Origin of the sequence: Bartonella raoultii (assembly GCF_019659805.1) — a bacterium.
GTDB lineage: Bacteria > Pseudomonadota > Alphaproteobacteria > Rhizobiales > Rhizobiaceae > Bartonella > Bartonella raoultii.
Genome location: NZ_JAIFRO010000009.1, coordinates 1 through 20,882 on the forward strand (window position 1 = coordinate 1; position 20,882 = coordinate 20,882).

The following is a 20,882-nucleotide window of genomic DNA, read 5'->3' on the forward strand; positions in this document are numbered from 1 at the left end:
AGATGTGTATAAGCTACAGCCCTAAAGCTTACCCCGTAAGCCCCAAGCCTAAAGCTTACCTCCCCCGTAAACCCCAAGCTTAAAGCTTACCCCCGTAAGCCCAAATTTCCACAATTTAAGAAAATATTTAAAACCGCGTTGGAAGAATATTTGAAGAAGCCCTTCGACGTGATGTTTCAATGCGCAAAGCTTGAACCTGTTCTTGAAAATCTCTAAAAGAGACAGCAGCATATTCAGGATCTTTGAGAATATTTTTATAAAGCTCGTATTTTGCACGTGCTTTAATAAGATCAAAAGCATAAAACAGCCAAGGATCTTCTTCCAACCTGCTGGTTTTATCTCGCAAACGATAAATATCATAAGAAAGGCGCACAATTTCAACTTCTTTTGGTGTTGGGAAGAGCCCTATTTTATGCTCTAGAACCGTATAAAAGAGAGGTATTCCCTGTATAGGCCTCACACCATATTGCTGTTGCAACAGTTCAGCGGATTTAAAAAACAATTGTGTTTCTGCCTGTGTTCCTAAAAAAACAGCTTGTAAAGCTCTTTCCGATTCAAGAACAACCCCGTCTTCTTGTCCATACCATGTTTTTCCACTTTGGGTTTTGAAAATCTCTTGTTTTTTTTCATTAAAGAAAAAGAGTTCTCGTTGACACAAACGCAAAGCGATTTCAATTGAATCTTGAATTTGAACAGTATATTCTGCAGTTGTATCATCAATTTCATCTTGGATAAGCGTGACCATATCAGCAAAGGTTTGAGAGTGGTCTATAGGTACAGGATCAAGATCAGTGGACAAAGAAGTCATGATCAGTCATCCTCCTTTTTATATTCATAAAGAAAGCTTTTTATCTTTTCCCCAACGAAAATATTTTTATTGAGGAAAAGATTGAAAACATTCCCCAATTCCCTTAATTGGGCTTTACATAACTTGAGATAACGATTGTACCAAAATCTTGAATCTCTTCCTTTTTTCCTGGCAACTGGAAACGTGTTTTTTTCATACCGATAATGGTTTTTGCCGCAACACCGAACTCCCGTTCATAATCGAAGAGTTCTTCAACCAATTTATAGCGCGTAGCACCACGGTCTTTACCAAAAGCAATAACAGCACTTTGTGCACCAAGCAAGACAGCACGGCGGACAATAGGAATAGAATTTTTATAACTAATAGTCTGAACACCTTCGGTAACATGTTCAGCCTCACGCAATACAACCCCATTGTACATACCAAGAGATCCATCATAGATAGGATTTTTGATACGGTTTCCACTATAGATCGCTTTTGTAATATCAAGCCATTGCCCTGCATCTGTATTGGTTCTCAATTGCGTTACTTGCTTTGGATGCAGATAAAGCACATAAACATTTTCTCCATCAACGCGAACAGGTCTAATTTTCGGATTTGCAAGTTTTGCGCGTTCAACCGCTTGATCGATTAACGTAAGATCAAAGGTCTCCTTTGAGGTTATATCTTCATCTTTCGTTTTGTTATTCGGGCGCAAGATGCGTTTACTGGTTGGTGCAGTTGGTGTATTAAATCCATAATGAACAGGTTTAAGTGTAATTGTACGTCCTTCAAAGTGTAATTCTTTGGCATCATACCCACACGCTTGAAGAAAAAACATCATACTCAAGCGATCCGCATACCAATCAACGAGTCCATTTTTGGCTTCGGTTCGCAAATCATGTAAAATACGTTGCTGATCAATGGTGCCTTCATTTTTGACCCGCACCGCATGAACGAGTTCATTAATAGCCACGCGATCATTGAAAAACTGGAGCGCTTCTTCATTGCCCTCAAGTGTCTGTCCTTCGCTAACCCCATCACCGAACAGTTGCATACGCAAATTAAAGTTAACAGCGTCTCCACTTGCCTTATTGGTTTCATCTTTTAACTGTATAATACTATTTGAGTCAGTCCCAATCAACGGAGCAATCGGGATCGCCTTTGAAACTTCTTGATTTAATAATTTAGACCATGCGCACACTGCCATTGGGTCATTGAGTCCGGTATAAGTCACACTCATGTTATCCTCTTAAAAAATTATTGACATAAAAAAAACCGGCCAAATACCGGTTATTGACATTCCACATTTTTTTAATTTTCAAATGATGGATAGTTTTTTAGATCTTTTTTATGGTTTTGTTGGTTTCCTTTTCCTCCCCTTTGCACGCTTTTACTACGCTTTTGCGCGTTAAGTCCCATAAGGTTTTTCTTTAAGAAATGCTCTCAAAGATTTGTGCTTTAAAGCCCCCATTGTTTTTTAGGGTTCTCCTCCCCCCATTAAGCGGTTAAAAGCGGCTTTATTTTTGGGATCAGCAATCCAAGTACTAAATTCTGCTTCTGACATTTTGTTAAGCATATCCATAGAAATAGGACCATTTGGCGTCATACCATTATAGGCCGCAAGGGTTCGCGAAGAATTGTGTCTTTCTTGTAGATTTCCCACCATATTTTGGTCCACATTTGTGTAGCCAATTTTTTGCGCAATCGTGTAAATAACCTCAGCAGGATTTTGATTTTTTTGCGCACAATCATGCAAGATCTGTTTTAGTTCCTCACCAATGACTGCATCAACGACTTTTGGATCAGCCACTTCAGGATAGAGTGAAGCAAAAGCAGCCAACTGCTTGGCACGCGTATCATAAATAAAATCAGCTGCTTGATCAAAATCATGATATTTGTGTTTCACATGTGCAACAGAGTTCTGATAAAAAGCGTTTAACTGTTCTGCTTCAAAAGCAGGAGGGTCTTGTTGTTGTTTTTTTTGTAAGACTTCTTGTTTATGGAGCATTTTCCCCAGCCATTGCATATAACCCATAAAGTCTTTTTGCGGATCTGGTATCCCCTCCCCTTCTTCGTGCTCTTCTTCCTTTTGCAATGAAGGCTGTTGTTTGTGTACGTCTTGGTGTCCTTTGAAATTTTCTTGAAGCGTTTTTGCCTTTTCTATGCTTTCCGTGTTGCTGTCTTTTCTTTGAGAGGTTTCAGGCAAAAAATCCTGTTTTAATTGATTTTGTTCTAGTGGCGTTAAGTGTTCTTGATCCATAACTGTTAGCCTTTTCTTCTTAGACAATAAAATGATATTTTTTTAAATGACCCTGCTTATTTTTAAAAATTCCCCCAGCAATGGCTGAACTGTTTCCCTCTACACGCGCCTTGCCCCTTTGCCCTTTCTTTCCCAGAACATCTTATAGACTCCAGTTCATTTTCATCATGCTTTTTGCGCAAACATATCTGTTCGTCTCCTTTTTTCCTTTCCTGTGATGGGAAGCACACGTTTTTTTAAAAAAGGGCTTTAACAAACTTTACGCTCAGCTGAGAACTTTAAGAGACAGCACCCCTTGAAAAGAAAAAGCGAAGAGAATTTTCACTCCCAGCGTTTAATTTTGAGCATTTTCTCCTTGTAAAATGCTCTGTAACATCTGCTCTATTTCGGCCTGTTGTCCTCTTTCCATACCGTTTTCCTCTTTCAACTGTGATGCAGGTTCTAGCTCTTCTTGGAAAGGGCTCTGTTTTTGTGCTTTAAGAGCAATTTTATGAATAAGCGATGCCGGTAAAGGCGAATAACGTAAAAGATCGAGCATAATCTCTGGTGTTGCAAAATTTTGCATTAAAGGGAGCAATTGCATAATAAGTGCAAAAGTACGCTCTTTTTCATTCAGGCTTGTTGGAGCATCATCAACCACAATATCATATTCTAAACTTGTTACCATTTCACGTGTCAAAGGGACATATTGAGCATTCTCATCACCGGCAATACGCACCAAGCGCCCATCGGAAAGATAATTTTGAATAAGATAGAGAATAATTTTTCCTTGTCGTTGACGATATCGCCGCAAACCATCAAAGAAAGAAGCGAGCAAATTGAGAGAAGATTGGCGGCGTTGTTCTTCAAGAATTCCCGGTTGATTGACAGCACGTGTTCCAATAAATTCAGCAGACAAACCTGTTACATGTTCAAGAGCAGCCTTTGCTTCATTAAATAATTGGAAAAAGCCTTGAGGAAATTGCGCTACAGGTTTAGGCTGAATTCTTCCACCCGATACAGCACCACTTTTAAGCCAAGTAATACTATCAGCTCTTGCCCAACTTTCTAAAGCTTGTCGATCATCATCAAAGGCATCGCGTTCAGCCATAATCCCGCCTTTTGACTGGCTATTGAGCAAATGCATAATTTGGCTAAAATATTTATTTGCCCAACGTTGTGGATCTTTAGTTGGTCTAACGATCCCATAGAATTGTCGGCTCAGCTTATCAAAAGTACCCGTGATACATTCCCACCCCAATTGATTGGATGGAACGAGTGGTTTATCGGGAGCTTCGAGCAATTTTTTCCCCAAAAAGGCCCGTTTAACGACTTTTTTACGTACCTTTGTTGCTTGGATATCAGGAAACGCTTTTTGTAAATTATTGAAATCTTGCTCAGAATAATCGATCAATTTTCCACGCAATGGATCAACCACTTTATAAACCACCTCACGTTCAAACCACCGGCATTCAGCCAATGTCACCATTTTGGGGCTCTGAGCACTTATTGGCTCTTGTGTATCTGGATAATAGTTATGGATTTTATTGTTGTTTATTGTCTGTAAAGATGAATACTTAACCCAATCAGCATGAAGATCACTCCAATGAACATGCGGAAACATTTCCTGCGCAACAGCGAGCGGTTTTTCATCGATATACCATAAGCGTTGCGCATCGATAAGATTTGGTTTTACAGCACTTGCATCCCAGACCATTTTCATAGGGTCCAACCGAGCAATCACTGGTTTTCCTTGTGGGTCTTCCTCATAGTCAAGACGTGTATCTGTCCATCCCATACCGCAAATAATAGAATCTTGAAAAGCATCGGAATCTTCATATTCTCCATCGGCCTCATCACGAAACCATTCTGCTGCTCCGGTAAGGATTTGGTTTGCAAAAGCAGCCCCTTCTTGTCGTGGAATGAATTGTACTTGTCGTTTATTATTACGCTCAGCACCGACGACAGCGTTAATCAAAGGTGCAATACGGTTAAAGGTCATAACGGGCCTATTTTGTTCGTGCAATACGGCCAGATCTTGCTCATTCCATTGTCGCCCATTATAAAAGTCATAATCTTCTTGGGCATTTTTTCTCCATTTCTCGACATGCACAATATCATCGTGATACCAGCCGACAAGTTTTTTAAAGAGAGCTTGATCTTCAAGCGACTCGTATTGATCAAAAGAATCTTTAACAGTATTCATTAAAAAGCCATCCATGAAGTTTGAGAATGGTGAAAGGAACGATAGGCATTTTTTTTGGGTTTTACATTTGGCTGTTCATAAGCCACACACATGAGTCCAAAACTATCAGCCCCATGGCTTGCCCAGTCATGCTCAGCGCCCAAACCGATATTGCGCTGTTCATCGCGTTTTTCGTGGTACCAAGCAAGAGCCTTTCGTCCTGCTTGTGTTGTTTGACGGTTAAACCATATAGCAGGAAATAATCGTCTTACGGCTTCAATACGCATTTTAACAGCGCCCACCCCTTGATTAGGAATGACTTTTGTTTGAAACCCAGCTTGTTGGAGAGCGCTTTCAAAACTAACATTATAAACACGATCTTTTGTTGCACCATCATGCGGTAAGACCATAAGGGCTTTTTCATATCCTCTTTGAAAGATCCACCCAACATGTTCACAAAGAGGTTGGCCTTGTGCTTCATAATAATCCAAAACGCGGATTTCCCGTCCCACAAATTGTGCAACCCACAAAGCAGTAGCATCGGCTTTTGCGCCTGTTCCACCAATATCCCAAAAGATTTTAATTTGTATCAATGGATCACGTGGAACGGTTGTAATGCGTCCCTCCTGTTCAGCTTCCAAGAGCGCTTTTTGGTAATAAGCACCTTGTACAGCTTGGAGATACTCTCCTTCCCAAATATGATTATATTGTTCAGGTCTTTGTTGTAAATCATCCATACGATCTCGATTGAGTTTTTCTGGAAATTGAGGATTATCGCGCCAATTAATTTGTACGCCTTTTATATTTGGATTATCGCTATATCGGAAACGTTTTTCCACAGGGGCATTTTCGCGACATGGGTTCCATGTCACCCATAATTCAGCATTCCAATCCTTTCCTTCTTCACGCAAAGTCGGAATAAGTGTTTGCCAAGCAGTTTCCGTTACAGGTTCAGCCTCATCCACCCAGCAAAGAAAGACACGCCCCATTGATTTAATACTCGCGATATTGCGATCAAGACCAGCAAAAACATAGGCAATGCGTCCATCTTTTGATTTAATATATTTATCACCAATTTCATAATAATCCTTCAAGAAAGGATAAGCTTCTATAGCGCGCTTAATTTCTTCCAAAGAGCTTTCATGAAGAGAATTTTGAAATTGTCTAGCACACAGAATAATGCCGCGTTCTCCCGCCTTACCATGTCGATATCCGATCACCGCCGACATGAGAGCAAAAGAGCGCGTTTTTCCAGAACCACGCCCTCCCCAAGCAGCACGCACATCGGCTTTGCCAGAAAACACAGGGATAAGTTTTGGAATAAAAGCCACTTGAACAGTTTTCATGATAGTATTTTATAATTGAGAAATAAATTTTTCTTTTTTTACGATTTTGCGCTTTTCTTTAAAGGCCTCAAGCCTTCTCAGCGCTTTCCTTCAGGCACAACGCCCTCAATTTTTCGCAAAATCCTCCGCACCCACTTCTCATGCCTCCCCCTCATCAAGTGCATTCTTTCCAAGAGACTATTCTCAGAGCACTGCACCCTTTTTAAGCATTTGCTCCAATCTTCGTTTTTTTTGATTTCTTCTCTTCTTTTGTAATCACAGGAACAATCTCAACACGTGAAATTGTTTTACCATCGCCTCCAGCATCCCCCGTCACTTGAAGTGGTAAAACTTTTGCCAAAAGCGAAAAAAAAGGAACTGGATTATTTAATGCATGATATTGAAGATAAGAAACCAAACCATCTTCACCATAGTGATATCCCGCCTGCTCAGCAGCTGTCAAAAGAGCTTCATTAAAGCGCTTTGTTGTTTTATTTACCTCCCCCTTTGATCGCCCTCTTCGGCGTAAAGGAAGACAAGATTTCTCTGTCATTATCATATTCCTTCCCATAAAGAAGAACAAATTCCATGACATAAAATTTTCTAAGAAGCATTGCTACAACGCACTCCCTTGCAGCAAATGCAGCCAAAAGGCATCACCACAGCAAGCATCATGCCAACAGCGGCCTTCTCCAAAACTTGGCCTGCTTAATAGAAAAGCTTAAGTCCTGTCTCTCTTCTGTACACTGTTTTTGGAATACTCAAAAAGGCCTTCAGGAGCCTATTTTACGCTTGTTTTACGCTTGAAAAGTCTCTGGAAAAATTTTTTCCTGTAAAGAAAGCTTAATACCATCCCTCTAGAAAAAGGTTTGTCTAGAAAGCAAACTCCATTGGCACACAGCAAGACTTTCCTGATCACAACTCCTCTGGCCTGATCACAACTCCTCTGGGTTGCTTTATTCCAACTTCTGCTGATTAATTCCCCAGCATGCAATCTTTCTTGCAAAACCCTTCTTCCATTTCTTAGAAGATTCTTATAAAAGCATTTCTTGAAAAATTCTTATAAAAGAGTTCACATCCGTAAAAGATTTTACACAAGATTCACGAAAGAAATTCTCCAATTGAGCAATATCGAAATTTTGAGCAATGTCGAAATTCTACAATTGAGAAATCTCACTAAGAAATGCTACAATTGTGATCATAGCATTATGATAGCTTTTTAGATTAACCCTGTCAAGTCTTGATATTTTTTTCATTTTTATGCACATAGTCTTTTCTTTTTCTACCATAATTTTTTATGTTTCTGGTAGAAAGACCAAGCGCTCTCCTTGTTTTTCAACTTTTACGGTTGTTTCCTCATGAATTTCTCCAAATAAGATTTTTTCTGCAAGAGGATCTTGAATTTCTTTTTGTATAATGCGTTTCAAAGGACGCGCCCCATAGAGAGGATCATATCCTTTATGGGCGAGGAATTTTCGTACTTCCGGTTCTATATGCAAGGTTATTTTGCGTTCATTGAGTAAATTTTGCAAATTCTGTATCTGGATATCGACGATAGCTTCCATATCATTGCGCTGTAATCTTTCAAAGAGGATAATTTCATCGACACGATTAAGGAATTCGGGACGGAAAGCGGCTTTAACGACATTCATCACATCATTTTTTGCCTGATTGGTTTTTTCGCCTTCAGGCAGAGCGGTTAAAAACTCTGCTCCAAGATTTGAGGTCATAATCAGCAACGTATTGCGAAAATCGACGGTTCGTCCTTGACTATCGGTTAATCGTCCTTCATCTAATACTTGAAGCAAAAGATTAAAGATATCGGGATGGGCTTTTTCAATTTCATCAAAAAGGATAACCTGATAGGGTCTTCTACGAACGGCTTCGGTAAGCACGCCTCCTTCTTCATATCCGACATATCCTGGAGGTGCTCCAATCAAGCGTGCAGCAGCATGTTTTTCCATATATTCGGACATGTCAATACGTAACATTGCATTAGCATCTTGGAAGAGGAAAGCAGCCAATGCTTTTGTGAGTTCGGTTTTTCCAACCCCTGTTGGTCCTAGAAACATGAAAGATCCAAGAGGACGGTTAGGGTCTTGCAATCCTGCGCGCGCGCGCCGAACGGCACGCGCGACCGCATGCACAGCTTCTGCCTGTCCCACGACACGGGTTGCAATTTCGTCCTCCATACGCAAGAGTGCTTCTCGTTCTGCTTCAAGCATACGATCCACGGGAATTCCCGTCCATCGGGAAACGATACGGGCGACATGTTCGGCTGTTACGGTTTCCTCAACGAGATGATTTTTTTGATCATCATTTTCCGCCAAAGTTAATTGTTTTTCAAGCTGTGGGATCACACTATAAGCAAGTTCTCCAGCTTTTTGGAATTGTCCATTGCGCTGAGCGATAGCCAAAGCATTGCGCGCTTCTTCGAGTTGTTTTTTCAAATCGGCCGCATGTCCTAATTTTTGTTTTTCGGCCTGCCATGCGGTTGTCATTTCCGTTGACTTTTGCTCTAGCGTTTTCAGTTCTTCCTGCACCGATTGCAAACGCTCCTTTGCCGTTGGCTCGACATCTGTTTTCAAAGCTTCCCGTTCAATTTTCAATTGTAGAATTCTACGATCGATAGCATCGAGCTCTTCAGGCTTTGAATCGACTTGCATACGCAAGCGTGCAGCTGCTTCATCGATAAGATCAATCGCTTTATCAGGCAAGAATCGATCAGTAATGTACCTGTTAGACAAGCGTGCAGCAGCAACCAAAGCACTATCTGCCAAGCGAACTTTATGATGTTGTTCGTATTTTTCTTTAATACCGCGCAAGATAGAGATTGTATCGTCTAGAGAGGGCTCTGGAACAAAAACGGGTTGAAAGCGGCGTGCAAGAGCGGCATCTTTTTCGACATATTTTCGATATTCATCAAGTGTCGTTGCCCCCACACAATGGAGTTCTCCACGTGCAAGAGCAGGTTTTAATAAGTTAGAAGCATCCATAGGCCCATCGGATTTTCCTGCTCCAACGAGATTATGCAATTCATCAATAAAGAGAATGATTTGTCCATTTTCGGCTTGCACTTCAAAAAGCACAGCTTTAAGCCGCTCTTCAAATTCGCCACGATATTTTGCGCCGGCAATCAATGCGCCCATATCGAGGGCATAAAGTTGTTTATCACGCAAAGTTTCTGGGACATCGCCATTAACGATCCGCAATGCCAAACCTTCAACGATTGCCGTTTTTCCCACGCCAGGTTCTCCAATAAGGACGGGATTATTTTTCGTCCGTCGAGAAAGCACTTGTATAGCGCGTCGAATTTCTTCTTCTCTTCCAATGACAGGATCGAGTTTTCCTTCACGCGCATCTTTTGTGAGATCACGTGCATATTTTTGCAGAGCATCATATTGTCCTTCGGCATGAGGGCTTGTCACTGTTTTTCCTTTACGAAGATTTTGAATAGCTTGATTAAGTGCTTGTGGTGTCAATCCTGATTTTGTAAGGATATCGGCTGTTTTTGCAGATTTTTCCATCATAAGCGCTTGCAACATGCGCTCTAGAGTAACAAAGTGATCCCCTGCTTTTTGTGCAAGATCTTCCGCCAAAGTAAAGACTTTTGCCAAGGGCTGAGAGAGATAAAGCTGCCCATTTCCCCCTTGGACTTTTGGCAAAGCATCAAGGGCATTGGTGAGTTCTTTTTGAATAAGAGAAAGATCACCACCGGCCTTTTGAATAAGCGAAGCGGCCAATCCTTGAGAATCATCTAACAACACTTTTAGGAAATGCTCAGGCATAAATTGCTGATGATCAGAAGAGAGTGCATGATTTTGTGCTGTTTGTAAAAAACCTTGAAGCCGTTCGCTATATTTTTCTAGGTTCATTTTTTTTCCTTTCTTGCACCACCTCCACCCTTTTTTTCAAGGATCTCGAGATCAAGCAAACCACGGGATCAATCACACCACAAAAGCACTGGAACAATGTGGCATTATAGAAGGGTTTTGGTGCTGCTCTTATCAATATGGGTTTTCTACCAGCCCTTAGCAAGGGGGCTAGAAAAAAGACAAGCTATCCTTTTTCAAGAAAAGGGGATCCTTTCTCTATCACACAATCTTCTTGTTTCTCTTACAAGAGTTTCCCCATTCTCTTTTTCAAAGAGACCTCTTTTGAACAATAAAAAAACATATTTCATTTATAGAAGGAGACATTCCATTTTTTGGTCGTTTTCCTGAAAATACAAATGTTTTTATTCTCTTCTTTAAAGGGAGGTTTTGTATTTATACTTTTCAATTTCTGCGCTTAAAAATTCATTTTATTGCATAGAAAAAGGTAGATTTATGAATTGTCATGTAAAGAAAATATTTTTACTTCTTTTTTTGTTTCTTCTCAGCAAACCAAGCTATGCGGTTTTTGCGGGTAAAATTATTACGATACAACATACATGGCCTAGCAACGATTCCTTTGATACGCTCTCTTTTTTTCAGCAAGTCACTTATAATGGTGGAGCAAATGCTCTCTATTTTTGGGGAAACCAATTTCAATTTAAAAACGGTGAAACGGGTTATATTGGTTTATTCAACAAAGGCGTACACACTGTTCATTTTTCTATTCGCAACGCAACGGAATGGAAGAGTGAGCACTGTCAATATTTCATGCAGGAAGGTCCAGGAGTAAGATGCGAAATTGTATTTCCTTGGAAGATTGGGCATCAATATCAATTAACTGTTTCCAAGACAGGCAATATGGTGACAGGAACAATTATCAATCTCATGACTGGTAAAGAAACTTTAATCGGTATTATTGAGATACCACCCACCTTTGGCAACATGCACCAATCTTTCAGTTTTGTTGAAGACCATTCACACGCAAAGAAACGTCTTTCTTCATGTTTTGTCTTAAAACCACAAAGTTCCATTTTTTGGTCTCCCGTAGGGGATAATAAATTCAAAGCAGCACTCCATTCCTCTACGCAAGGTAGCTGTAATGATCCTTACATCGTGCAAGCCTTATGCAATAAAGATTTTTGTATCAACACGATCAACCATCTAAGTGGTGTAGCATCTCCCGCAACAGAGCGCGTTACCATTGTCAATGGCAAAGATCTATCGGCCTCCATAATTTCTTACACATTGAAAAAACATGAATTTATTACCATTTATTTGGAAGATGGTCATTGGGCCCAGAATATCTTTTTTCCTCCTCCTGGTCCCTTTAAATGGAAATCTATTTTTATGGACAATCGTGCCCCTTACGATTCCTTCATCCACGTCAATAACAAAACACGAAAGCTTATTGCGGGTCAAAAGATCATGTACAGATCCGATGGTCAAGCTTGGAAAATTATAAAAACACAGTAAAGAATCTTTTTTCTTCTGAAGAAAGACTTCGTCTTATGCTTTTTTCAAGGTCTCAATAAGAATCATCTCAATGCTTATTTTTCAACCTCTTCACTGTTTATTGGAAATAACGCAATCTTTTTCTGTTTAAAAAGAACGCTTCTACACAGACCATCCCCAAGCCCGCCTTTACGTCCCTATACTGCATACGCGCTTTTTTTAAAATTTTATTATTTCTTTGTCTCACACCGCCATAAAGGGCAATATTTCATGAAGGTTTTTAAGCAAACAAAAAAGAAGAGAATTCCTCTCTTCGTTTTTAAATAATACGTACTGCACATGCAAACTTGCGTATATGCTTAAAAAAACATCCTCTTGAAAGGGTACAAGCTTGTTTATCCAATTATGCAATGCGCTTTGCTATTATATATTCCACGGAAAGATTTACCGCTATTTACCCAACAAGCACTGTATAACATTTTTAGCCGGTAAAATTTTCGCAAAACACCCATAGGGTCAATTTTCTCCACCTTCCCGCTGAAATAAGGCCTTTTGAAAGCACAACAGAATGATTTTCTCTCAAAATTTCTAAATGAGCCCCTGTCGTTATCCAGACATAAAAAAACAAAGAAAAAAGCTGCACACATTTTTTGCAAAGCAGCAGCTTTTTTCTTTAAAAATTTCTTTCTCACATTTTATGGATAATGTGTTTTTCAAACCTCTTTTTATTCTGAAGAGGGTGTGTTTTCATCAACAGACTCCCCTTCTTGCTCTTTTTGCTCAGTAGGCTGTTTTTCTTCTTCACTGTTTTGTCCCTGCTTTGCTTCTGGCTCTTGCTGCATAGGCTGCACTTCACCTTGGTGCTCAACAGGCTGCGCTTCCTCTTGGTGTTCAACAGGCTGCGCATCTTCTTTTACGGGCTGTGCTTCCTCTTGGTGCTCAACAGGCTGCGCATCTTCTTTTACGGGCTGTGCTTCCTCTTGGTGCTCAACAGGCTGTGCATCTTCTTTTACGGGCTGTGCTTCACCTTGCTCCTCAACAGGCTGCGCATCTTCTTTTACGGGCTGTGCTTCCTCTTGGTGCTCAACAGGCTGTGCATCTTCTTTTACGGGCTGTGCTTCACCTTGGTGCTCAACAGGCTGTGCATCTTCTTTTACAGGCTGTGCTTCACCTTGGTGCTCAACAGGCTGTGCATCTTCTTTTACAGACTGCGCTTCCTCTTGGTGCTCAACAGGCTGTGCATCTTCTTTTACGGGCTGCACGGACTGTGCTTCACCTTGTTGTTCAGCAGGTTGTTTGTTCTGTTTGTCTTTCTCACACCCCATGATTGCTAACCCTGCCGTTAACATAACCATGCATAAAAAAATAAGCTTTTTCATTTTGCCTCTCTTTTCCTATCACTCCAGCATCCCCTCAAAACGGAGCTTGAAGTTCCATACGGTATAACACTAAAGCCTTCATTATCATGACTTTCTTGTTTTTTCAATGAATGACATTACAGCCCTCATCTCAGCACTTTATTTTCAGCCTTTTACTCTTCTTCATCGGTTTTTTGTGCGAATGGAGGCAAAATATATGCCCCTGACAGCCAACGGTTAAGATCAATAGCACGACAGCGTGCTGAACAGAAAGGATAAGTATTTTGTTGTGACATCTGACCACAAATTGGGCAAGGATGCACAGGACGCTTTGGAGATTTTTCTTTTATAAGAATCTTTGCTTGAGTCTCTGCTTGGTCTTCTGTCTTTTTTGCCTCAATTTTTTGCTTTTTATCCTGTTTCATCAGGTTTTCCTGCTGATAAGTTTGTTTCATGGACTTCTTCGCTCCACTGGGGAAGAATTGGATATTTATAAGCCATTAAAAGATCCATTGTTTCAGCTAAGGGCAATCCCACAACATTGGAATAAGAACCGGCAATATCGACCACAAAAGCCCCTGCTTTTCCTTGGATAGCATATCCTCCAGCTTTTCCTTGCCATTCACCAGAAGCAAGATAGGCTCTCATAACCGGAGCGGTTAACCGTTTAAAGCGCACACGACTTTCAACCAATTTCACGACAACTTTTCCATATTCATTAATGGCACAAAGAGCACCATAAACCTTATGCGATCGCCCTGAAAGGAATCGTAAACATTCGTAAGCCTCATCTTCGTTTTCTGGTTTAGGAAAGATAACACGCCCAACAGCGACCACGGTATCTGCAGCTAAAATGACTGTTTTTTTGTGTATTTTTTCCGCGTCTTTATTTTTATTGTACCATAAGAGCGTTTCTTGCGCTTTGAGCGCTTTTTGCTTTGCCAAACGTTTTGCTAGATTTGCAGGATGCTCTCTTAATTTTGGAGTTTCGTCGATATTTGCAACATAAACCTGATGGGGATCAATGCCAATTTGCGCTAAAAGCGCTAAACGACGAGGCGAAGCAGAAGCAAGAATCAAATAGATTTCTTCGGAAGCGTTTTCCCCTAACTTTTTTTTTCCTAAGAAGGTTTCCTTTATGTTCTTCATTTCCGACCTCTTAAGAATGCTTTTAAAAGCACTATCCCATTTATTTTAGCGCATCCATTTATTTTGGCGCCATGACTCTTTTTTTAACGACAGCTTTCAGATTTTCCCCTCATAGACTTTTAAGCTCCACATATCCTTACGACACGCACTCTATCCCTTTACAAATGACTCTTCAGGCTTTTCAAGCCGATATTCTTTTTTTAAGAAACGCTTAAAGAGGTTTTAGAAAAAACATTGCCACTTTTAAAAAAGCAGCCAGCATTTTCACTTTACTTATAGCGGTATGTAATGCGCCCTTTCGTCAAATCATAAGGGGTCATTTCCACCATAATTTTATCTCCTGCTAACACGCGAATACGATTTTTCCGCATTCTTCCTGCAGTATGCGCAATAATTTCATGATCATTTTCCAGTTTTACACGAAACATTGCATTGGGAAGGAGTTCAGTTACAACACCAGAAAATTCTAAAACTTCTTCTTTTGACATTAATAATAATTTCCTTTACAGTATCGATATTTGTTTAAGCTGTGCATTATTTTCAGCGTTCATACCCTATTTTCTTGGTTTTGTGAACAAAATTTCATAAAAAGAGGCAGATTTTCCTTTTTTATTTGTTTCTTAACGCTTTCAAAAAACTTGAACACAGCCCTCAACATCCACTTTTTAGTGTATGATGGAAGAGCATTCATCTTTTTATAATATAGAGCTTATCCCAATTTTTTCTTCCCCTTTCAGCGCTTTTTTCCACGCTCTGCTTTTCATATCCCTCCTTTTTTCTTTTTACCAACACACAGCATTTTCTCTCCCCGGCACCATTTCCCCCCTTTCTTTTTTATAATCCCTCTTCTTTACGAAGAAGGTTATCAAAAAGATATCGCAATATGCCCATTTTCCGCCTTAAGTCACAAAGCCAAGAGAGCAAATTTTTTCCTCTTTTTAAAAAGTTTTTACAGAAAAAAAGAAAAGCGTATAAAATTAAATACGATAATACTTTATTACGTTTTTATGCTCTCATCACATTACAACACCGATAAAATGCTTTCGTTATCCCCACACGAAAAATAGAACCAACAGCATTCATATTTTACCCGCTAACGAGGCAGGATCCTCCACTTCCTCACGCCCTCTACGCCTCTTGACATGCTTGTCTTCAACCCTAGCAGCTCCTGTCCTAGACACTCCCCCCTTCCTTCCAATAGTCCTTGCCTTTCTCCTCTCAAACAATGACACTCTTCATACATATTGGGCCGCCCTGTATATATTTTTTCTCTTCTCTCAAGTGTCTTTTACATCATATTCATTTTCCTGTGATGGACACGCTTTATAAAATAACCGTCACAAAATCCGCCTATAGATTTGTGCATTTTGCAAAGGAAAGACCACGCTTCGTACACCAGTTTATGGCATCTCAGCTTTTCTAGCAGCAATAAGAAGAACGGAAAGCTTATCATCTATGGAAAGCGTTTTTTTAAATAAAAGAGTATTTTTTTCTGTTTTCATTTCTCATACGCATATCAATTGCGTTATTTCCCCCTTCAAGCAGTTTTTTATCGCATTTTACACATTAAAAAAAACGATCAAAAAGCAAAACTATAGACTTTATTTTTGGGGTTAAGCTATGACAAAGTATCCATTTTTTATATGTTGAAAGAGCAAAAATTTTACAAATATTTTTCTTTTTAAAAGAGAGAGGCTCTGTTTCTTTGCTTGTCTGCGCATCAGAAGAAAACTCTTTCAAATGCTGTCACAGCGTTATAAAAGCATTTTTTCAATGAAGTTCGGATCATAAAAAACACGTTTTTTTGTTTTTACAAAGATGCGAATAGGAAGCGTGAGCACTCTATAAAAAACCGCCCTTTCAGGCGGTTTTTTATAAGGGTGAAACCAGTCCAAAGTCCCAGTTTTCACTCTCCTACTCATCACTTAATTCATTTCACTTCCGGTATTTTCTTCTTAAAAGAACAAAAGATGAAGCAACCACAACCTCATATTCGCCTTTAAAAAGAAGAACACCTACAAGTCCTCAGAAAGTTCAAGAGGCAGTTTTATTAACTGCCCCTTTATAATTCAGGATATAGAGCGCACTCTTTTTTTGACAAGCTCTTATCTTAAGAAACTTTTTTAAGATGAAGAAGGAAACCAACTGGATAACAGCTCATATCTTACTGGATCATCAGCACATTGACCACCTCCACATTCAAGGATAGTGGAAATCAAATTTGCAGCAATTAAAAATACAAACAAGAAACTTGCAGCTTTACTCAAGATAGGGAGAGGAGAAAAGGCTTTAAATTTATGCGCATATTCGCTTAATATCATCACAAGAGAAACAGCAAAAATACAAAGAACCGAAATAATGAATGCCCAAGTATAAAAATGCAATCCTAAAAATGTTGAACCATATCCAAGATCATCTGGTGTAATATGTAAAAAGACTTGGCGTGCAGCAACAATACTGGTAACCATACAGCCAAGAATAACCATACCATAATGGGTATTTTTCACCCTATGATGAATATTGAGTAGGAAACCACATCCAGCCAACATCAAACCAACGCGCTGAAGCAAACAAAGCGGGCATGGCAACTCAAACTTTACTAACTGATAATAAAAAGCCACGAGCAGAACAACAGAGAGTCCAATAAGGCCTAAAACATTGAGAAGCGTAATGAAGTGAGGGTTTTTTTGTTCAACATGTTCCATGATAATGACCTCAAAAAGATAAGTTTAAAGTAGAAGTTGCGTGATGATTAAAAGTAAGAAGAATAACAACGAGCAGAGCTGCCCAAAGAGCGTAACTTATATTTTTTTTACCATATACAGTTGTTATTGCCGTACCAAGGGCTATTAAAAATGGAACAAACATGGCTTTAAATCTCCTTTCTTTATTGTGACACCTACCATATTACAAAATAGGGCAAAAAAGAGACAAAGCACGCAATTACTCACAATTGATGCATAGATTTTATGCTCTATACATAAATTATGGGAAAAATAGAGATGCCTATAGGCTACTACAAAAAATATCAACAAAAGAATTTGGTGATCTGCAGCCGTTTTCTCAACAAGCAAAAGAGCATATTCCCCCCTAAAAATGAAAAAATCACTTAAATGGCAAAATAGCCGTTACGCGCTGAATTTTTTTTAAAATTTTTTCTCTTTAGAATTTAATAAAAACGTCCTTTTTTGCCTTTTTTTTGCCATTAGAATCATTTCGTTACAAAACACTGTTACAAATTGCAACAGTTTTTGTGTATTTGTCCCTTAGGCGCTTTTTTTATAAAAGGAGATAATTTCTTAAAAAGCTTATCATCATACAGCTCTTTTTTCTAAAATGTTCCCTATATAAACACAGCTTGATTCTTCCAACGCCCATTTTTCCAGCTTCTCTTTTAAAGAAACCGCACATCTTGGATAAAACAACCAAAGAACAGAATAACTTTACTCTTTATGCCTTTGCGTTTTCCATTTAAGAAAGCACATTTTACCCAGCATTTGCCAGTCTATAAGATCATTTTATAAAGTTTTTTCCAAAGTAAGCCATAGGGTGCTCACCAACAAAAGCTTTGCACTTTTGACTTTTATGGAAGTGTTTTTTGTTTTTGAAACGCTCGATTTTTTTATTTTTGACCTCTCTCCCTCTTAAACATAATTGAAAAAACTGTTGCCGAGTGATCAATTCACTTTGCAAAGAAAGTGTAAAGCTTTTAAATAAAGAACAAATTGAATCGCCTTGAATCATTGAAAAGGATGTGAAATGACAAAAAAATCATATGATGTCGCGATTTTAATGGGAAGCCAATCAGACTGGCAAACAATGCGCCATAGCGCAGATATTTTAGCGCATCTTCATATTTCACATGTTTCGCATATTATCTCAGCACATCGAACCCCAGAACGTCTTTATCAATTTGCACAAGGAGCCAAAGAGGCAGGTTTTAAAATTTTAATTGCCGGTGCAGGAGGCGCAGCACATTTACCAGGCATGCTAGCAGCACTTACGCCTCTTCCTGTTTTTGGTGTTCCCGTACACTCACAGTCTTTATCTGGTCAAGATTCTTTGCTTTCCATTGTGCAAATGCCGGCAGGAGTACCCGTTGGCACATTAGCGATAGGTAAAGCAGGCGCTATTAATGCGGCGCTTTTGGCTGCAGCAGTTATGGCCGTTTATGATGAACATCTCGCACAACGGTTACAAGATTGGCGTCAGCAACAAACAGCCAATGTCGCGCACACCCCTGTGACCGAGGTTTAAAATGATACACCCCCCGCACCCCCGCGCTCTTTCCCCCCTCAATACCACCCCTTCTTCTGATGTTCTTAGATCCTCCAGCAAGAAACCTTCATACACCCTGTTGCCTTCAAGAAGCGTTATTGGTTTAATAGGCGGAGGACAGTTAGCACGTATGCTTGCCATAGCAGCAGCGGAATTAGGATTTCGTACAATTGTTTTTTGCCCTGAAAAAGATTGTCCCGCCGCCCAAACAGCAAATGAGCATATTCATGCACCTTATGATGATCTTACAGCCTTAGATCGTTTTATTTCTTTATGCGATGTTGTCACTTACGAATTTGAAAATCTTTCTCTTAAAACCGTTCAATATGTTGAAAAATCAAGGGCTGTTTACCCCTCTTCCAAAGCGCTTGCCATTACGCAAGACCGGCTTTTCGAGAAGCAATTTTTACATGAACAAGGTATCCCTACAGCATCATGGCATGCCGTTGATAGTGCTTCTTCTCTTTCCTTTGGACTTTCTAAATTAGGTGGACGTGGTCTTTTAAAAACACGACGTTTTGGTTATGATGGCAAAAATCAGATAATGCTTAATCATCCCAACGAAGTTGTTCTTGACGAAGCCTTTACAGCTTTTCAAGAACAGCCTTCCATTTTAGAAGAGGTTGTTCCTTTTTTATCAGAGATTTCTGTGCTTTCTGCACGTACAAAACAAGGGGAACATCTTTTTTATGACTGCCCCGAAAATCAGCATAAAAACGGTATTCTTCACAAATCCTTTGTCCCCTCACATGTTCCGCTAGCCGTGCAAAAAGCCGCCCAAGAAATAAGTGTAACAGTCATGGATTGCCTCAATTATGTTGGTGTGCTTTGCATTGAATTTTTTGTCTTAACAGATGGTACACTTTTAGTGAATGAATTGGCGCCTCGTGTTCATAACTCTGGACATTGGACACAAAAAGCATGCGTTACTTCGCAATTTGAACAGCACATACGTGCCATTTGTGGTCTTCCTTTGGGAAGCACCTATCGTCATAGTAACTGCCAGATGATAAATCTTCTTGGCAACAATTTAAGCGAATTAAAATATTTTCTAACACAAGAGAACACATCGGTCCATTTATATGGAAAAAGCACTGTTCAACCACAGCGCAAAATGGGGCATGTCATCCAATTGCTGGAGCCTTCCAGCAAAGCAAAATAAGAATATTTTCTTTTAACCGTCTCTCACCACCAAAGGCATTCACAAACAAAAAGAAAAAAGCATTGTCTTTTTCTTTTTGCTTTATTTTTTCTCTTTTCAACATTTTGAAAACATTTTTCTTTTTTCCTCTTTTAACACGGCTCACTTTGCTCCAACCGCCAGCTATCTGCCCAAAATGATCAGCGCCATTGCAAAAGAAGCAATAGCTATAACTTTGATGAAAAATTTTTGCGCAGATTTTATCAAAAGCCTCTCCCTTTTCAAAAAATCATGATGATACATGAAGACCATTCCATCCCTTCTGTCACAAAACATTAAAAACACTTCAACCGCTTCAAACCACCAGCGTAAAACCTTTCATCACACAAACGACCACACAGCATCCTCCACCTTCCCTCGTCTATCGCCCACCTCCCAGCTCTTTTCTCCTTCGCTTAATAGGGAATTTATAAGGGATCTATACTTGACAAGGAATGTGCTTTTTGCTAGAAGAGCGACGTATTTTTACAGTTTTTACTTGCTTATTGTACAGATAAAAGAGAGCGTTTAGATAAAAGAGGACGTTTACAGATAAAAGAGAGCGTTTTTTGCTTTTTTTAAAATGTATTTTACTTTTATAAGTACAAAAGAGAAGATATATAACGCAATGTTGGAGTACAATCCCAATATATGTGAGATAATATTGCTTGAGATAATATAGCTCATGTGTCATAAAATTTGTGACATAAAGGGAGTGTATATCACATAAGAGGGTAAAATGTTGTTTTTAGAGATTACTTTATAGCAAAGTGTTATAGTTGCAAGATAACTGTTTTAAAATGAGCGCATTGCGTTCCATAAAATTTGTGTAAATGTTACTTAGAATCTGTATAAACGGTGAGTATAATGAAAATTAAAAATTCGCTTAAAGCACTAAAAGAACGTCACCGTAACAATCGTTTGGTGCGTCGTAAGGGTCGTGTTTATATCCTCAATAAGGTGAATCCGCGTTTTAGAGCGCGTCAAGGCTGATATTATCAAGGTTGCTATTATCAAGGCTACTATTTTTTGCCTACTTTTTATGGGTATA

17 protein-coding genes are annotated in these 20,882 nt (G+C 39.4%); 4 read left to right on the top strand and 13 right to left on the bottom strand.

The genetic code is table 11. The features are described 5' to 3' along the window. Nucleotides 1-127: 127 nt before the first annotated feature. The 7 genes from K3248_RS07635 to clpB form a co-directional block, all read right to left on the bottom strand. A complete protein-coding gene (locus K3248_RS07635; RefSeq protein WP_220717779.1) occupies nt 128-808 on the bottom strand; it encodes a hypothetical protein in 681 nt (226 codons plus the stop codon). A 103-nt stretch (nt 809-911) separates the two neighbouring features. Further along, nucleotides 912-2,030: a BaGTA-type gene transfer agent major capsid protein gene (bgtG, locus tag K3248_RS07640; protein ID WP_220717780.1), complete on the bottom strand. Its 1,119-nt coding sequence runs from the start codon at nt 2,028-2,030 to the stop codon at nt 912-914. Nucleotides 2,031-2,267: 237 nt separating this feature from the next. Next, a complete protein-coding gene (locus tag K3248_RS07645) occupies nt 2,268-3,050 on the bottom strand; it encodes a hypothetical protein (protein WP_220717781.1) in 783 nt (260 codons plus the stop codon). A 334-nt stretch (nt 3,051-3,384) separates the two neighbouring features. Further along, the gene (gene bgtI, locus K3248_RS07650) at nt 3,385-5,235 is read right to left on the bottom strand and encodes a BaGTA-type gene transfer agent portal protein BgtI (protein ID WP_220717782.1); all 1,851 of its coding nucleotides are present in this window, start codon (nt 5,233-5,235) and stop codon (nt 3,385-3,387) included. Further along, complete coding sequence (locus K3248_RS07655; protein WP_220717783.1) at nt 5,235-6,560, bottom strand: PBSX family phage terminase large subunit; 1,326 nt, start codon at nt 6,558-6,560, stop codon at nt 5,235-5,237. Before K3248_RS07655 ends, bgtI begins: the two co-directional genes overlap by 1 nt. 202 nt (nt 6,561-6,762) lie before the next feature. Next, entirely contained in the window at nt 6,763-7,092 is a 330-nt protein-coding gene (locus K3248_RS07660; RefSeq protein WP_220717784.1) for a hypothetical protein, read from the bottom strand. Nucleotides 7,093-7,834: 742 nt separating this feature from the next. Continuing rightward, nucleotides 7,835-10,414 carry an ATP-dependent chaperone ClpB gene (clpB, locus tag K3248_RS07665; RefSeq protein ID WP_220717785.1) on the bottom strand — a complete coding sequence of 860 codons (2,580 nt, stop codon included), beginning with the start codon at nt 10,412-10,414 and terminating at the stop codon, nt 7,835-7,837. A gap of 453 nt (nt 10,415-10,867) precedes the next feature. Between clpB and K3248_RS07670 the strand changes: the two genes are divergently transcribed. Continuing rightward, entirely contained in the window at nt 10,868-11,887 is a 1,020-nt protein-coding gene (locus K3248_RS07670; RefSeq protein ID WP_220717786.1) for a DUF3472 domain-containing protein, read from the top strand. Nucleotides 11,888-12,591: 704 nt separating this feature from the next. Here the strand turns inward: K3248_RS07670 and K3248_RS07675 are convergent. The 6 genes from K3248_RS07675 to K3248_RS07700 form a co-directional block, all read right to left on the bottom strand. Beyond that, nucleotides 12,592-13,245: a hypothetical protein gene (locus tag K3248_RS07675; RefSeq protein WP_220717787.1), complete on the bottom strand. Its 654-nt coding sequence runs from the start codon at nt 13,243-13,245 to the stop codon at nt 12,592-12,594. A 152-nt stretch (nt 13,246-13,397) separates the two neighbouring features. Continuing rightward, complete coding sequence (gene yacG, locus K3248_RS07680; RefSeq protein WP_220717788.1) at nt 13,398-13,649, bottom strand: DNA gyrase inhibitor YacG; 252 nt, start codon at nt 13,647-13,649, stop codon at nt 13,398-13,400. Continuing rightward, nucleotides 13,636-14,373: a Maf family nucleotide pyrophosphatase gene (locus K3248_RS07685; protein WP_220717789.1), complete on the bottom strand. Its 738-nt coding sequence runs from the start codon at nt 14,371-14,373 to the stop codon at nt 13,636-13,638. Before K3248_RS07685 ends, yacG begins: the two co-directional genes overlap by 14 nt. Before the next feature lie 269 nt (nt 14,374-14,642). Beyond that, nucleotides 14,643-14,861 carry a translation initiation factor IF-1 gene (gene infA, locus K3248_RS07690; RefSeq protein WP_010702900.1) on the bottom strand — a complete coding sequence of 73 codons (219 nt, stop codon included), beginning with the start codon at nt 14,859-14,861 and terminating at the stop codon, nt 14,643-14,645. 1,635 nt (nt 14,862-16,496) lie between these two features. Continuing rightward, nucleotides 16,497-17,078 (bottom strand): disulfide bond formation protein B, encoded by a 582-nt coding sequence (locus tag K3248_RS07695; RefSeq protein WP_220717790.1) that lies wholly within the window; start codon nt 17,076-17,078, stop codon nt 16,497-16,499. 10 nt (nt 17,079-17,088) lie between these two features. Next, a complete protein-coding gene (locus K3248_RS07700) occupies nt 17,089-17,241 on the bottom strand; it encodes a DUF5993 family protein (protein ID WP_220717791.1) in 153 nt (50 codons plus the stop codon). Between the two features lie 891 nt (nt 17,242-18,132). On the opposite strand from K3248_RS07700, the gene purE reads away from it, so the two are divergent. The 3 genes from purE (at nt 18,133) to ykgO (ending at nt 20,824) form a co-directional block, all read left to right on the top strand. Then, nucleotides 18,133-18,630, top strand: coding sequence for a 5-(carboxyamino)imidazole ribonucleotide mutase (purE, locus tag K3248_RS07705; RefSeq protein WP_220717792.1), 498 nt, complete (start codon nt 18,133-18,135; stop codon nt 18,628-18,630). 1 nt (nt 18,631) lies between these two features. Then, nucleotides 18,632-19,813, top strand: coding sequence for a 5-(carboxyamino)imidazole ribonucleotide synthase (locus tag K3248_RS07710; protein ID WP_220717793.1), 1,182 nt, complete (start codon nt 18,632-18,634; stop codon nt 19,811-19,813). 885 nt (nt 19,814-20,698) lie between these two features. Then, nucleotides 20,699-20,824 carry a type B 50S ribosomal protein L36 gene (gene ykgO / locus K3248_RS07715; protein WP_220717794.1) on the top strand — a complete coding sequence of 42 codons (126 nt, stop codon included), beginning with the start codon at nt 20,699-20,701 and terminating at the stop codon, nt 20,822-20,824. Nucleotides 20,825-20,882 lie beyond the last annotated feature (58 nt).

Excerpts from the sequence above, each read along its gene's own strand:
- K3248_RS07635 (WP_220717779.1), bottom strand. The coding sequence starts at position 808 with ATGACTTCTTTGTCCACTGATCTTGATCCTGTACCTATAGACCACTCT.
- bgtG (WP_220717780.1), bottom strand. The coding sequence starts at position 2,030 with ATGAGTGTGACTTATACCGGACTCAATGACCCAATGGCAGTGTGCGCA.
- K3248_RS07645 (WP_220717781.1), bottom strand. The coding sequence starts at position 3,050 with ATGGATCAAGAACACTTAACGCCACTAGAACAAAATCAATTAAAACAG.
- bgtI (WP_220717782.1), bottom strand. The coding sequence starts at position 5,235 with ATGAATACTGTTAAAGATTCTTTTGATCAATACGAGTCGCTTGAAGAT.
- K3248_RS07655 (WP_220717783.1), bottom strand. The coding sequence starts at position 6,560 with ATGAAAACTGTTCAAGTGGCTTTTATTCCAAAACTTATCCCTGTGTTT.
- K3248_RS07660 (WP_220717784.1), bottom strand. The coding sequence starts at position 7,092 with ATGACAGAGAAATCTTGTCTTCCTTTACGCCGAAGAGGGCGATCAAAG.
- clpB (WP_220717785.1), bottom strand. The coding sequence starts at position 10,414 with ATGAACCTAGAAAAATATAGCGAACGGCTTCAAGGTTTTTTACAAACA.
- K3248_RS07670 (WP_220717786.1), top strand. The coding sequence starts at position 10,868 with ATGAATTGTCATGTAAAGAAAATATTTTTACTTCTTTTTTTGTTTCTT.
- K3248_RS07675 (WP_220717787.1), bottom strand. The coding sequence starts at position 13,245 with ATGAAAAAGCTTATTTTTTTATGCATGGTTATGTTAACGGCAGGGTTA.
- yacG (WP_220717788.1), bottom strand. The coding sequence starts at position 13,649 with ATGAAACAGGATAAAAAGCAAAAAATTGAGGCAAAAAAGACAGAAGAC.
- K3248_RS07685 (WP_220717789.1), bottom strand. The coding sequence starts at position 14,373 with ATGAAGAACATAAAGGAAACCTTCTTAGGAAAAAAAAAGTTAGGGGAA.
- infA (WP_010702900.1), bottom strand. The coding sequence starts at position 14,861 with ATGTCAAAAGAAGAAGTTTTAGAATTTTCTGGTGTTGTAACTGAACTC.
- K3248_RS07695 (WP_220717790.1), bottom strand. The coding sequence starts at position 17,078 with ATGGAACATGTTGAACAAAAAAACCCTCACTTCATTACGCTTCTCAAT.
- K3248_RS07700 (WP_220717791.1), bottom strand. The coding sequence starts at position 17,241 with ATGTTTGTTCCATTTTTAATAGCCCTTGGTACGGCAATAACAACTGTA.
- purE (WP_220717792.1), top strand. The coding sequence starts at position 18,133 with ATGACAAAAAAATCATATGATGTCGCGATTTTAATGGGAAGCCAATCA.
- K3248_RS07710 (WP_220717793.1), top strand. The coding sequence starts at position 18,632 with ATGATACACCCCCCGCACCCCCGCGCTCTTTCCCCCCTCAATACCACC.
- ykgO (WP_220717794.1), top strand. The coding sequence starts at position 20,699 with ATGAAAATTAAAAATTCGCTTAAAGCACTAAAAGAACGTCACCGTAAC.